The 13588-nt window shown below is 68.1% G+C and carries 12 protein-coding genes and 1 pseudogene; 8 read left to right on the top strand and 5 right to left on the bottom strand.

All coding sequences use genetic code 11. The features are described 5' to 3' along the window. The first annotated feature begins 38 nt into the window (after positions 1-38). The 8 genes and pseudogenes from ABZU99_RS27835 to ABZU99_RS27800 all read left to right on the top strand — a co-directional run bounded on the left by ABZU99_RS27835 (position 39) and on the right by ABZU99_RS27800 (position 7833). Positions 39-2198, top strand: coding sequence for a DEAD/DEAH box helicase (locus ABZU99_RS27835; protein ID WP_356047277.1), 2160 nt, complete (start codon positions 39-41; stop codon positions 2196-2198). Positions 2199-2354: 156 nt separating this feature from the next. Beyond that, positions 2355-3161 carry a hypothetical protein gene (locus tag ABZU99_RS27830; RefSeq protein ID WP_356047275.1) on the top strand — a complete coding sequence of 269 codons (807 nt, stop codon included), beginning with the start codon at positions 2355-2357 and terminating at the stop codon, positions 3159-3161. A gap of 6 nt (positions 3162-3167) precedes the next feature. Beyond that, positions 3168-3383, top strand: a pseudogene (locus tag ABZU99_RS27825) (helix-turn-helix transcriptional regulator); the annotation flags it as partial. A 279-nt stretch (positions 3384-3662) separates the two neighbouring features. Further along, positions 3663-4331 carry an ImmA/IrrE family metallo-endopeptidase gene (locus tag ABZU99_RS27820; RefSeq protein WP_356047359.1) on the top strand — a complete coding sequence of 223 codons (669 nt, stop codon included), beginning with the start codon at positions 3663-3665 and terminating at the stop codon, positions 4329-4331. An 81-nt stretch (positions 4332-4412) separates the two neighbouring features. Further along, positions 4413-5297, top strand: coding sequence for a DUF5655 domain-containing protein (locus ABZU99_RS27815; protein ID WP_356047273.1), 885 nt, complete (start codon positions 4413-4415; stop codon positions 5295-5297). Positions 5298-5719: 422 nt separating this feature from the next. Beyond that, positions 5720-5896 (top strand): hypothetical protein, encoded by a 177-nt coding sequence (locus tag ABZU99_RS27810; RefSeq protein WP_185923492.1) that lies wholly within the window; start codon positions 5720-5722, stop codon positions 5894-5896. A gap of 9 nt (positions 5897-5905) precedes the next feature. Next, positions 5906-7117: a cupin domain-containing protein gene (locus ABZU99_RS27805; protein WP_356047271.1), complete on the top strand. Its 1212-nt coding sequence runs from the start codon at positions 5906-5908 to the stop codon at positions 7115-7117. Beyond that, on the top strand, positions 7027-7833 hold the full coding sequence (locus ABZU99_RS27800) for an aldo/keto reductase (protein WP_356047269.1): 807 nt from the start codon (positions 7027-7029) through the stop codon (positions 7831-7833). Before ABZU99_RS27805 ends, ABZU99_RS27800 begins: the two co-directional genes overlap by 91 nt. On the opposite strand, the gene ABZU99_RS27795 is transcribed toward ABZU99_RS27800, so the two are convergent. The 5 genes from ABZU99_RS27795 to ABZU99_RS27775 all read right to left on the bottom strand — a co-directional run bounded on the left by ABZU99_RS27795 (position 7821) and on the right by ABZU99_RS27775 (position 13536). Continuing rightward, a complete protein-coding gene (locus ABZU99_RS27795; RefSeq protein WP_356047357.1) occupies positions 7821-8660 on the bottom strand; it encodes a hypothetical protein in 840 nt (279 codons plus the stop codon). The genes ABZU99_RS27800 and ABZU99_RS27795 overlap by 13 nt on opposite strands. 200 nt (positions 8661-8860) lie before the next feature. After that, entirely contained in the window at positions 8861-10228 is a 1368-nt protein-coding gene (locus ABZU99_RS27790; RefSeq protein ID WP_356047267.1) for a DUF317 domain-containing protein, read from the bottom strand. Between the two features lie 67 nt (positions 10229-10295). Then, a complete protein-coding gene (locus ABZU99_RS27785; RefSeq protein WP_356047265.1) occupies positions 10296-11405 on the bottom strand; it encodes a DnaB-like helicase N-terminal domain-containing protein in 1110 nt (369 codons plus the stop codon). Then, positions 11405-12676, bottom strand: coding sequence for a DNA cytosine methyltransferase (locus ABZU99_RS27780; RefSeq protein WP_356047263.1), 1272 nt, complete (start codon positions 12674-12676; stop codon positions 11405-11407). The genes ABZU99_RS27785 and ABZU99_RS27780 overlap by 1 nt, the downstream gene beginning before the upstream one ends. Then, positions 12673-13536, bottom strand: a complete 864-nt coding sequence (locus tag ABZU99_RS27775; protein ID WP_356047356.1) for a hypothetical protein — start codon at positions 13534-13536, stop codon at positions 12673-12675. Before ABZU99_RS27775 ends, ABZU99_RS27780 begins: the two co-directional genes overlap by 4 nt. Positions 13537-13588 lie beyond the last annotated feature (52 nt).

The following is a 13588-nucleotide window of genomic DNA, read 5'->3' as shown; positions in this document are numbered from 1 at the left end:
AGACCCGACTCTGACGGATCAGTGCAGGAGTTACAGACGTGCAGGAGCAGACGCGCGGCACCGACCCAGTGGAACGCCTCGACCCGGTCGTCCTGCACCACATCGTCAACACGCTCGGGTGGCCAGATCTACGCCCCCTGCAAAAGGCCGCCGTGCATCCGCTGATGGACGGCGAGGACGCGATCCTGCTCGCGCCGACCGCAGGCGGGAAGACGGAGGCCGCTACCTTCCCCATGCTGTCCGCAATGCGGGAGAAACGCTGGACCGGCACCTCCGTCCTCTACCTGGCCCCGCTCAAGGCGCTCCTCAACAACCTGGTGCACCGGGTCGACACCTACGCCCAGTGGTTGGGACGCCGAGCTGCCCTCTGGCATGGCGACACCCCCGAGTCCGTACGCCGGCGCATCCGCACCGAGTCCCCTGACTTCCTGCTCACCACTCCCGAGTCCCTCGAAGCGATGCTCATCAGCGTCAAGACCGACCACTCGCACATGCTGGGTCGGGTGCGTGCCGTCGTTGTTGACGAGGTGCACGCCTTCGCCGGGGACGACCGCGGCTGGCACCTGCTCGCCGTACTCGAACGCCTGGAGCGACTGGCCGGCCACCGGATCCAGCGCATCGGCCTCTCCGCCACCGTCGGCAATCCCGACACCCTGCTCACCTGGCTCCAGGGCGCAAGCCCCGCCGACCGCCCCGGCCGAGTCGTCCCCCCCGGCGTCACCCTGCCAGCGGCCAGCGCTGCTGCAGCCGAAACCCAAGATCTCCCGCGCCCGGCAGGAGAGGTGGAACTTGACTACGTCGGATCTCTCGCCAACGCTGCCAAGGTGATCTCTGCCCTGCACCGGGGCGAGAAGCGGCTCGTCTTCTGTGACTCCCGCAAGCAGGTCGAGGAGCTCGGCGCGGCACTACGAGCCCGCGACGTCACCGTGTTTCTCTCCCACGCCTCCCTCTCCACCGACGAACGTGCCCGCTCCGAGCAGGCATTCGCCGAAGCACGCGACTGTGTCATCGTCTCCACCTCAACCCTCGAACTCGGCATCGACGTCGGCGACCTCGACCGCGTAATCCAGATCGACTCGCCCAGCACCGTGGCCTCTTTTCTGCAGCGCATCGGCCGCACGGGTCGCCGCACCGGAACCTCCCACAACTGCCTGTTCCTCGCCACCCGGCCCGACGCCCTCCTCCAAGCCGCCGGCCTACTCACTCTGTGGACCCGCGGTTGGGTCGAACCCGTCACACCGCCCCCCGCGCCCCGCCACCTCGTTGCACAGCAACTCCTCGCCGTCACCTTGCAGGAACACCGCCTTGGCGATCGCTTGTGGCCCGAACAATGGAACGGCCTTGCTCCTTTTGACCGCTCCGCTGCCCCTCTCCTGTCCCACCTCGTCGAAGGCGGCTTCCTCGACAGCGACGGCGGCATGCTGTTTATCGGCGCCGAAGCCGAGAAGCACTTCGGCCGACGGCACTTCATGGAGCTGACCGCCTCCTTCACTGCACCGCCCGAGTTCACCGTGCTCGCCGGACGCACCGAGATCGGCACCACCGACCCCGCCGTCCTCACCGAGGAACGCCCAGGCCCGCGCCGCCTGCTTTTGGCCGGCCGCAGCTGGCAGGTCACCTTCATCGACTGGGCCCGACGCCGCGCATTTGTCGAACCCGTCGAAGACGGTGGCATCGCCAAATGGCAGGGAAGTGAAGCCCGCGGCCTCTCCTACGCCCTCACCCGGGCCATGCGCGATGTTCTCCTCGGTTCCGACCCGGACGTCCGCCTCACCCGCCGCGCAACCGCCGCCATCGCCGAACTTCGCATGGACCGCGCACCCCACGAAGTACACCCGGCAGGTACGCTCCTGGTCCGCGACGCGGACGCCACACGCTGGTGGACCTGGGCCGGCTACCGCGCCAATGCCACTCTTGCAGCCTCCCTCGGCAACTTCGCAGACCCCATTCAGCGCCCGACCGACACCCACGTCCGGCTGCGCCAAGACCTCGCGCCCGACGACTGGAAGGCCGCCCGCGTTGAACTCCCTGACTCCCTCACCCTGCCCACCGTCGACCCGCGTGCCGTTCGCGGCCTCAAGTTCTCGGCCGCCCTCCCTCTCCGACTGGCTACCACCACCCTCGCCGAACGACTCGCCGACCTAGAGGGGGCCCTCACCGCTGCCCGAGAACCCGTGCGCCTGGAATGGGGCGGCTGAACAACCCAGATCAGGGCCCGCCGCCCGCTGGCAGTGGTTCCGCTCGGGCAACTTGGCGAGCCTCCCGGTTCGCGCTCCTGCTTGAGGAACGACACGCACTGGACCCATCTACTTGATTTTCGCGCAGAGATGGGCGGGTTCTGCTATCGTCGGCGTGTGGAAATCACTCTGCAGCAGGCATTGAGTGATCTCCGGCAGTCGGGTGCGCTGGAGATCATTCGGGATGTCGCGTGCGAGGTGTACGCGACCAACGCCGACCGTCATGACCCCTCGCATGGGGATGACAACGGCACCTTTGCCCAACTGGTCTGGCGGAACATCGCCAACCTCTCCTTCCAGAGGCTCAACCAAGCAGGTATTCCGGTTCGCAAGGTCGCCGGCGGAGCGATCGAGGTCATCTCAGGGCCGTGGGTCCTGAGGATCTACAAGTTTCCGCTGACTGCACCTGGCAAGGTGCGGGACAAGCTGGAGCAACTGAACTGGGGCGGTAGCGCTGCGCGTCTCAGGGGTGCGGTAGCGAACAGTGCGATGAAGGGCCAGCTGACCCTCGATCAAGACCCGGACTGGGCCGAGAGCTTCGCTGAGGCCGTTCGCCAGGGCCACGTGCGCGTCATGCACATGGGCGACCCCGAGACGGGCAACTGTGTCATCGAGGTGGGCCTCCCGCGGGATAACCGCGAGGGCGGGTCGCCTTGGCTTGATGGCACGGTCGAGATCCACAATGATCTCCAGGTTGGCCTTCCGGCTCCCCGCTCGGCCGAAGACGTCATCGTCGAGCGAGAAGGGTTGCCCCAAGAGGTCAGCACGGGCCTGGACCGCAAGCTGCCCGAGCCGGGCGTCGACGAGAGCCGTACTGCCGAGGAGGCTTCCAAGGCGCCCGCCTACAGCGACCTGGACGAGCACGAGCTGCCGCTGCGGCGGCGTACCGAAGAGCCGCGTGAAAAGCGCGAGAAGACAGACTGAGAGATCATGCCAACACCGCTGCGAGGATCGAGAGGCGCTGAGCTCGCCTCCCGCTCCTTCGAACCTGAAGCTCTGACGACGGCCCGTCAGCTTCGAGGACTGCGCAAGAACGAGCTCGCCAAGAAGGTGGCGCTCACGCCAGCGGCGGTTAGTCAGTACGAGCTGGGCCAGAGCCGTCCGTCGACTGCGGTGGTCGCACAGTTGGCCATGGCGTTGGGGGTCCCGGCCACATTCTTCGCAGCCGGTCACCCGCACCCGACCGTGCCCAGCGCTGCCCACTTCCGGAGCCTTCGGGCAACGACTCAACTGCAACGTGACCAGGCTGTCGCATTCGGCAAGGTTGCATGGAGGTTGGTTACCACTATTGAGCACTATGTGGAGCTGCCGCCTGTTGCGCTACCTCGCCTGGCATTGCCGTCCGAGCCCAGCCGAGCCGACATCGCAGCCGTGGCACGGGACGCTCGCGATGCGCTAGGGGTTCCCACCGGACCCATTCCTCACATGACGCGGCTGCTGGAGGCTCATGGCGCGGTAGTTCTGGAGCTTCCCGCCATGTCCGAACGAGTGGACGCTTTCTCTCACTGGTACGGAAGCAGGCCCATGGTCTTCCGTAATCCTGCCAAGAACGACAGGGCTCGCTCTCGGTTCGATGCCGCACACGAGGCTGGGCACTTGGTCATGCACCTTGACGCAGAGCCCGGTAGCCGGATCATCGAGAATCAGGCGCACGACTTTGCGGCGGAGTTCTTGATGCCGAGTGCGGAGATCCTTGCGGAGCTACCGCAGCGGCTCGATTGGGAGGTGCTCTATGCGCTTAAGCGGCGTTGGGGAACGTCGTTGAAAGCGATCGTCTATCGCGCTCATGCTCTCGGTGCCTTCCGTGATGCAACGTACAAGCGCGCGATGACGATGCTCTCCCAGAACGGAGATCCGGAGCCGTGCGACCTGGGTCCTCGGGAAGCCCCCCTTCTCCTGGAGAGGGCAGTCCGCCTCTGCGAGGAGACGGGGGTTCCGTTCGACGAGCTCGTTGCTCGGTCGGGTCTTCCCTTTGAGCTCGCGAACGAGGTCTACGCGACGGCCACGATGACTCGTCCCCGCCTCGCTCTGAGTGTTGATGAGGGCGATGTGACGACGGAAGGACCCGAGGTGCTTCAGCTCTTTCCGGGCTAACCGCCTAATGGCCAGCGTTCGGAAATAGATCCGACGGCTCCCACTGTTGAACCCTGGCGACACTGGTGCATGGGAGGGGTGGTGTCGAACCTGAAGCTCTACAGCACGAATGGCGGTGTGACCGAGGTCGCACCGCGTCTTGCCGAGTTCGAAGCAGATGTGCAGAGCCTTGTCGAGGCCAACATGGAAGCGCTGCTTGGGGTTCGCTTTCTGGCAAGCGAGTACAGCACGGGACCGGTCCACGGCGGTCGCATCGACTCGCTCGGTCTCGACGAGAACGGATCCCCCGTCATCGTCGAGTACAAGCGGGGCGTTGACTCGGGTGTTATCAACCAGGGCCTGTTCTACCTCAGCTGGCTCATGGATCACCGGGCGGAGTTCGAGCGCCTGGCCCGCGACCGGCTCGGGGCCACGGCCGCGGCCCAGGTGCTGTGGAGCGGACCGAGGCTGATCTGCGTCGCTGGCGACTTCACCCGCTACGACGTTCATGCCGTGCGCGAGCACCGGCGCAGCATCGACCTGGTCCGTTACCGGCTCTTCGGCAACGACCTGCTCGGCCTTGAGACTGTGGCCTCGGTCAGCGGCCGGTCACCGGTCACCCGACGCGTTCGCCGGCAGGGGACCGGGCCTGGGGGCGGCGGCCACGGCACCGCCCGGGTTGAGCTGGCGCAGGCGGTCGACGAGTCGCTGCTAGGGCTGGGCGACGGCGTGAACTATGTCCAGCGCAAGATGTACCGGGCGTACCAGCGCCTGCGGAACTTCGCCTGCGTGTGCCCGCCCCAGAGGACCAAGCTCCTCGTCTATCTCAAGGTTGACCCGAAGCAGGTCGACCTCGTCCCTGGGTTCACCCGGGACGTGACGGGTCTCGGTCACCACGGCACGGGCGACCTGGAGGTGCAGCTGCGCACCCTCCGGGATGTGGAGCGCGCCCAGGACTTGTTCCGCATGAGCTATGCGGCGGCGTGAAGCGCTAACGGGTCCTAGCCGATCGCGTTTCCACGCGTCAATTCGATGGTCGTCTCGGTGATGCCTCTCGACGTCCGGGCAGGTAGTGGCGGTGGACCATCAATCATCCGCGGGATCGCCGGTTTGGCTAACCGGCGATCCCGCGCTATGTTGCCCCGCTGACGGGGCTCCGATGTCCTGCCTTTCGCCGCCATGGTTGTCACTCTCGCCCTGGCTCACACTCCCGGTCGATGAATACCCTCCTTCGGCCCAGCCCAGACCAGGCAGTCGTCCAGGCGGAATCAGGCCCTAGCTTCCTCCCCTGAGAAGGGGCAAGAGCGTCCTGCAGCGCTGTCCGAATCCCGCCCTACTGCCATGCGGTGGACGCGGGTTAACTCAGACGTTCGCCCAGAGCTGGGTTGGAGAACTGAGAGGAGAGCTCGATGGCAGACAGGGCATCCACACAGGTGGCGGGGACCAGCCCCGCGCTTCTGATCGCGGTGGAGGAGCTGGCGACTGCGCATGACCGCAGCGAGTCCGAGCGGTCCGACATCACCAGCTCGCAGAACAGCGCGGGAGATGACGGCGACAACCGCGACCTGAACCTCCCGAAGGAGTAAGGGGAACCCATGGAGCACCGGCTCGTCAGCCACATCGAGAAGGCTCTCGGCTGGGACGGGCCGGGTTCCGTGGGTTCCGCGTTCGCGCGCGGCCGTCTCACGGACCCGGAGCTGCCCGCACGGCTGTTGACCCCGCTCAGACTGCTGGACCTGATCAAGCGCCGCCATCTGGCCAATCCGCAGCTGCGCTGTTATGCCGAAGGCGAGGAAGTGCACCCGTCCACGTTCCTGTCCACCAACGTCAACCGGCGCAGGCAGGCCGTGAGCCAGGCGGACATGGCGGCCCTCGGACGAGTTCTCAACGACGGCGGCACCGTGGTCCTGGATCACGTGGACTTCTTCGACGCGACGCTGGAAGTCGCCTGCCGGGCCTTGGGCTGGTGGTCCGGCGAGCTCACCTCTGCCAACGCCTACCTCGCGGTGGGTGACACCGACGGATTCCATCTGCACTGGGACGACCACGAGGTCATCGCCGTGCAGCTTTCTGGCGAGAAGTCGTGGGAAGTGCGCGGTCCCTCGCGGCTGGCGCCGATGTACCGCGACGCGGAACGCAACCGCACGCCCTCCGAGGAAGTGCTGTGGAAGGGCACGATGCAGGCCGGGGACGTCATGCACATCCCACGAGGCTTCTGGCACACCGCGACCCGCCTCGGTTCGGGGAGTGGTGGACACTCACTGCACGTGACGTTCGGGTTCACCAAACGGACCGGTGTCACCTGGGCTAATTTCCTCTCTGACGCCGCCCGCGCCGACGACGCGTTCCGTCACGACCTGGAGGGCGTGCAGGGCACCGCACACCAGGTGCTGACGGACAAGCTCAGCGCCCTGGCCGCCACCTACAGCCCAGAGCGGTACCTGGACGAACTGCGGTCCAGCACCCCGCCCGCACGCCACATGCCGCACGTGGCCGCCTTCGGTCGGCCGGACGGAGTCGCGGCCGTCACCGAGTTCGCGCCCTCCATCGTCCGCTCCGGTGACACCGTCCAAGTGTGCGGTGGCGGTAAGCGGCTGACCTTCCACGAGCGCGCAGAACCGAGCCTGCGTGTGCTCCTGTCAGGTCACCCGGTCTACCTCGAGGGTGCCCCCGACGACGTCATCGCTTTGGCCGACTTGTTGATCACGGAGGGGCTGTGCGAACCGCTGACGGAACTATCGTCCTCGGGCTACACCGGTCTGGTCACGCCCGTGACCTACTCGAAGCAGCCGCCGACCTTGATGTAACACGCCTCGACACCGCGTCTAACTACCTGCGTCATCGCTCCCACGAGGTCCTGAAGGCGACGGCAGGCGATCTTCTGCCGAAATTCTCGGTCTCCACCAAGGTCGGGTATTTCCCCGAGGGGCACAGCCTCGCTCCCGCCCGGCTCCGCGTAGCCGTCGAGCAAGCCATCAAGGATCTTGGGCGGGAGCCTGATCTGGTATTTCTCCACAACCCAGAGCACTCGGCACCCGACGCCGAGACGCTGGAACAGGCGTGCACGGTCCTGGCCGGCGCAGCGCAGGCGGGGCTCTGCCGTTCCTGGGGCGTCTCGACCTGGGATCCGCGCTCGCTCATGGACTTCGACGTGCCAAGCCCTGATGTCCTTATGGCCCGAGCGGGGTTGCTGGTCGGGGTCGACGTCCTCGAAGCGGCCGAGGCCCTGGCGATGCGGTGGTGCCCGTCGCAGGTGTGGGGCATGAGCCCCTTCGGCGGAAGTACGGCCGAGGCGGTGTGGGAACGCTTCGATCCGAGGGTCTTCCTGCGAGGCTCCCCGTCCGCCACGAAGATCCAGGCTGCCTTCCGTTCCTCGTACGGCCTCCCTCGGGTCGACGCGGTCGCGGTCGGCACAGACGACGTCGCCCATCTGCGGGAGCTGACCGAGGCCCTGGCGTACGAGGTCGACGAGAACGTGGTCCGGGAGTACAGGCAGCTCCTCAAAGCCCGTCAGCGCGCCTGAAGTTCCTTCAGCAGCTGCTCCGCCGTCTTCCTCGCGGGGACCAGGCGGGGGTCCTCGGGATCGGCGTAAGGGCCGAGGATCTTCGCGGCGATGAACAGGGTCATCAGCATGCCGTCCCGGCTCTCCAGATCCTCACGCCGCTCGCTGCGGACGCGGTCTGCCAGAGCTGGGACGGCGAGCGAGGCCCCCCACAGACTTGCCGCGTCCAGGCCGCGAGGGGCCATGCCCCAGTCCTCCCAGTCGAACACACAGAACACCGGCGCCGTGATATTCGCCCAGTTGAAATCTGCATGGGCCGGCCGCCATTCGGCTACGGCCGCATCGACACCCGGGAAGACGTTGTGGATCGTTCCCCTGACCAGGTCCTGAGTGAGGGTCTCGGTATCCGGTGTCGCGATACGGTTTGTGTGCTGCGTGGCCAGGGCATCCAGCGAGGCGTTCAGCGCATTCCACCACTCCTCGGGCAGCTGTGGATCCTCCGCCACTACGGCGCTGCTCACTGGCGCCGCCGGCAGCATCTCCGTCTCGTCCGCTCGCCACATCACCGGCTCCGTGTCGTCCCGCCACGCGACGCCTGTGAGCCAGGCCGGTCTCGCGATCCCGCGAAGGGCCTCGGCGGACGCGGTGCCATCCCCTCCCTGGACCCCGATCCGATCGAGTCCGCGCCGCTCGATCCGCACCCACGTATTGCGGTCCGTACGCGCCCCCAGAGACCGGCGCTTGCGCACTACAGCCTCCCGGCTAAGGCGTACCTCAAGCGACCGTTCGACACGGTCCAGCACGGCTTCCACAGGCTCCTTGCGCAGGTCCACTGAACGCGGTGTCATGCGCCCGAACGTACCAAGTCCCAGCCACATCGCGAGGGAGATTCGGGGCGAGGCGTACAGGTGCAGCTGACGAGGAGATCGATCCCGTGCTGCCCTCTAGGTGAGGACGCGCGCCGAACGGGGACGGGTGCGATACCGGGCTTACGGGGCGCAGGGCTGCCGTTGGGCGGCATCAGCGACATAAGCCGCTCGTGTCCGGTTCAGAGACTGCGGCTGATCGTGTGCCCGGTCGTTGGCGGGGAGATAGCTGGCGGCGCGGGTCGGAGTCGGACGCTGCGGGGGCGCCTTGCGGTATTGGTGCGCCGGGTGCCGGTTCCGTGGGCGAGGGTCTCGGAGAGGTCGGCCAGCAGCGAACTTGGGGTATCCGGGGACGCGGTGAGGGCCCAGGTGGGTCGGTCGGGACCTGGACCTGCCCAGACGGTCCAGGTGGCGAGGTTCTGGCTCGGGTGCTGGGCGGCGAAAGCGTCGAACCGGACCCCCGCGTCCCCGGCGGGGGACGTCCAGCCGATCCATCGCCCGTCCACAGTGTGCTTCCACCCGGCCTCGGACAGTGGCTGCGTGGCGGCGGCGACGGTCTTTTCGTCCACCAGGGCGCCGACGGCCGTGTGCCAGCCGTCGCCGCCTGCGAGGTGATCCAGCAGTTCCTGCAGCACTGGGGCCGGAGTGGCGGCGGTCGCGGTGAGGACCCACATGCGGTCGGAGACGGGCGTCTCGTACGCGGCTACGGTCCAGGCGGTCTCGCGGGGGTGGGCTTCGTGGACGCGCTCGATGCACAGGGTCTGGGACTCGTGGATCGCGTGGGTCGTCTCGTCCGACCAGGTCCGCCACTTCTCCCACTCACCGTGGGCGGCGAGGAACGCCTCCAGCAGAGCATCGTGGTCGCCGGCATCAGCCGCGTACGCGGGGACCGTTTCCGGCGGGGGGTGTGGAGGTCCAGATTCGGCGGCGGGTGGGGACGTTTCCGCCTGGGCGGCGGCGCGCTCGGTGTCGGTCATGGGTGCCGGGCCTGGCCGCATGGCGGTGCCGTGGACCCTCTCGAAGGCGACCAGGGCTGCGGCGGGCGAGTCGAAGGTGTCGGCGACCTGCCGCAGATGGTTCTCGCCGTGGAGATAGACGCTCTTGCCGCTGCCGAGGTAGGTGCCGACCGCGACGGTGGTGTGGCCGTCCTCGGCGTGAGCGTGGATGAGGAGCTGGCCATGGCGTATGTCGTCATAGATCTTCTGGGCCGCGTCGGAGACCTCGAGGATTTCGCTGCGGGTGCACCAGGGCATTGGATAGTCGGCCCAGGTCCATTCCTCGGCCATGGCTTCCCGGAGCCGCGGGGTGATCTCGACGCTGACCCCGTCAGCGGCCAGTTGCTGGGCCGCCTTTTCGGCCCAGTAGGGCTCCTCGTGATCGATGCGGGCCAGGACCAGGGTGTTCTCGGCCACGACGGTCCAGTTGGCGGCCTCCAGGCCCACGTGTGGGATGTGGGCCTGGGAGCCGGTCAGGACGGCGGTCACGGCACTGGGGTGGGTGGGGTGGACGTCGAGGCGGACGTGCGCGTCGATGAACTGGGCGGTGGTCACGTGGGGGTGTCATCTCCTGTGCCCGGTGGCCGGGCCTACGGGCCCGGCCACCGGCGTGTGCGGGGGGCTATCGGGTGGCGCGAGTGGTGCGGGCGGCCGTGGTGGTCGGGGGGCCCGCGCGGGTGGTAGGCGCGGGGCGTGGGCGCTGCGGAAGGATCCGTCCGGTGGCGTGCTGCCAGCGGGTGCGGATGGCGCCGAGGTCGGCGAGGGCCCGGCGGGCACCGACGACGAGCTGGAACGGTGTGTTCGCAGGGTCGCTGGCGTACGCCTCGATGCGGCGGCCGACGTGGTCGGCGGCGGCCAGGAGGGAGCGCTGCAAGGTGCGTTCGCCCCAGTGCTCGACGGAGCCGACCGGTCCGGCGAGAAGGCAGAGCACGTCGCCGGGTTCGCTGCCGTGCTCAAGAAGGCCGCGCTGTTGTGCTTCCCATAGGACGGTGACGGGGTCGATGGGCTCGTGGCGGCGTTCGAGGGTGGTGAGGCACTGCCACAGGCCGGCGTGCAGCGGCTGGGTGAAGTCCTCGGGGAGCAGCCACCGTACGGACTCGATGCCAGCGGGGTGGGCGGTGGAGGTAGCGAGCAGCAACTGTTCCTCGGCCGCCGCCTCGGCATAGTCGGGTGCGATGGCCGGCGGGGGTGGCGGGGTGCGGGGCAGGACGCCGGCGCGTGGCGGGAAGCGTGCTGCGATGTCGTCCACGACTGCGGCGAGCGCGTCGGCCTCGGCGAGCACCGTCTGGACGGGGTGGGGGAGGGAGGGGTCGTGGATGGTCTGGAGGAGGTGCTCGGCGGCGGCCCGCAGTCGGCGGCGGGCGTGTTCGGCCTCGACCATCCGAGCGTAGGCGGGTGCGTGGCGGGGCCAGGGGCAGACCTGGATGAGGGTGTGCAGATAGGAGGCGGTCAGTCCGCGTGCCTGCTGTTGGCCCGCTGCGAGCACCTGGTTGAGCCACGTGGTGTTCTTCGCGTGCTCGGCCGGGTCGGGCGGCGGCAGGGTGCTGATCGCGGCGAACAGGGCGGCGTGCGCGGCGGTGGAGAACGAGTCGGCGGAGACGCCGGTCACGTCGCCGAGGCGGTGCGGATCGAGAAGAAGCGCGCCGAGGAGGGCCTGCTCGACGTGGAACACCGGCTGCGGCGCCGGGATCGTGTCGAGGTCGTCCTCGTCGGGTTCGGGGTTGAGGGGCATCAGGCGGCCAGGGTGAAGTCGTTCGGGTCGAGGGTGACGCCGAGGTGCGGGGCGAGGAGGTGGCCGGCGAGCAGCGGCGGGACCGCGTTGCCGATCTGCGAGAACTGCTGGCCCTTGTTTCCGGCCCACGGGTAGTCGCCGGGGAAGGTCTGCAGGAGGCCGGCCTCGCGAGCGGTGATCCGGATCGGCTCCGGTACTGCCGGCGCGTCCGTGTCCTTCGTCGGCGCCGAGAGCGGTGTGGCGACCCAGGTGCATTCGTTCGCGCGGTGCCCGAAGAACAGCGTGCCTGCCGGCTCCTTGATGGACCGGACAGTGGCGTTGGCCTGGTTGTTGCTGCGCAGAGACCAGGACCAGCGGTGCGCCTCGGCGGTGAACGTCGGCGCCGGGGCGGTGGCAGCACGGTTCTCACGGGTGCCGTGCCGTGCCGCCCACCCCGCGCCTTCGCGACGGGACTGAAGGACCACTCCGTCCGGTCGCGGCATCCAGGTTCCGCGGTCCCGGGCGTCGGAGAGCGTCTTGCGGGAGCCCGAAGGGAACGGTTCGGGCCCGCCGCCGGGCCCGCCCCCGGCACAGACGGTGGGAACGGGCCGGTCGGTCGCACCCCACCCCAGAGCTTCGGCCATGCTCACCCAGCGGGCACGTCCCGGACCGAACAGCGAGTCGGGCTCGGCGACCCGGGCGTGCGTCGGCGTGGGAGGCTGTGCCGTACGGACTCGCGAGGCGAGCAGGATCGCCCGCTTGCGCGTCTGCGGAACGCCGAAGTCGGCCGCGTTGAGGATCCCGTACCAGACCGAGAAGCCCCAGCCGCGCAGGATCGCCGCGTACTGCTTCCACAGCGGCAGGACGTCCGGAACCTCCTCCATGGCGACCCACTCGGGCTCGCCGACCGTGTTCAGGGCGTGGAGGTAGCGCATCGGCTCGGCCGCGAGCAGGGAACGCTCGTCACGGCAGGCGGCGAGGAGGCGCTCGCGGGTGTCGCGTCCGGCGGCGAGGTCCTCGACCGCCGCATGCACCAGCGGCTGGTCCACCAGGCCAAGACGTTTGCCGGCCATGCTCCACGCCTGACACGGCGGAGAAGCGATCAGCCCGCGCGTCCGGCCGAGGAAGGGCCACGTCGGATACATCGCCACGTCGGTCCGGATCGTCAACTGCCCAGCGGCAGCACGGGTCCTGCACGCCCACTCGTCCCACTCCAGCCCCACGTCACGCACGCCGAAGATACCCAGTGCACTGCTCCAGCCGCCCGGCCCCGCGAAGAGGTCGAGTATCACGTGGCCAGCCCGAAGTCGTCCTGCGCCAGAGCGTCCGCATCCCCGCGGCACGCCCAGGGCGAGCAGCCATCCGCGACACCCCGCTCCAACTCGTCCTCGTCGGCGAGCTCCTGCTGGAGGGCCGCCCACTCGGAGGCGGTGACGTGGTCGATCGGAGCCCGGCCGAGGGGGACGCGGGAGCGGTGCAGGAACGCCTCGCCCAGCAGCCGATTGCCGCTGGCGTTGGCGCGGGCATTGCCCTTTCGGATGGCAGCGTCGAATTCCACGACGTCCTCCCACTCGGCGGGGGAGTTGTCGCGGATGCGCCGCCACTGAGCATTGCCATGGAAAGGGCAGCCCAGGCAGCTCGATTTCGGGGTTTCGGCCAGATCGAGAGAGGTGAGATAGCGAACGCAGTCGGAACGCGACCAGCCCATGTCGATCAGCGGATGTCGGTTCTGCATGTACTTCACGTCGGCGTCCTTGGCGCGGTGGAATTCGTCGGTGGATATGCCGATCCACTGCTCGACGAAAACGCCCTTTGGTACCCGAGTCGGATACGGGTAGCCGAGAAGATCGCGGATCTTCTTCTTGATGGGCTTCACCTTGTACTCCCCGGTGCACTGGCGCCGGGTCATCCCAGGACGCCCGTCCGTGTTGAGGATGTAGAGGGGCATGGAGGCGAAACGGTGATCCGGGTTCAGGGCGTCGTTGCGGATGTTTCCGGAGGAAACCCGGAGAACAGGTATACCGGCGGGCGTTGCTATTTCGCGTTCGAGGCGGTCGAGATGGTCATAGACGGATTTGGGCTCCCATCCGGTGTCGGCGAAGATCGCGTAGTCAATTTTCGGGAGGATGCCTTCGGCAGACAGGGCGAGCAGGGTGCTGGACTGGACGCCGGCACCGAGAGAAAGGGCGCGGAACTGGGGGGAG

Source organism: Streptomyces sp. NPDC005266 (assembly GCF_040607655.1).
Taxonomy (GTDB): Bacteria; Actinomycetota; Actinomycetes; order Streptomycetales; family Streptomycetaceae; genus Streptomyces.
Note: the sequence above shows the minus strand (reverse complement) of the source record. Positions and strands in the feature narration are given on the sequence as shown.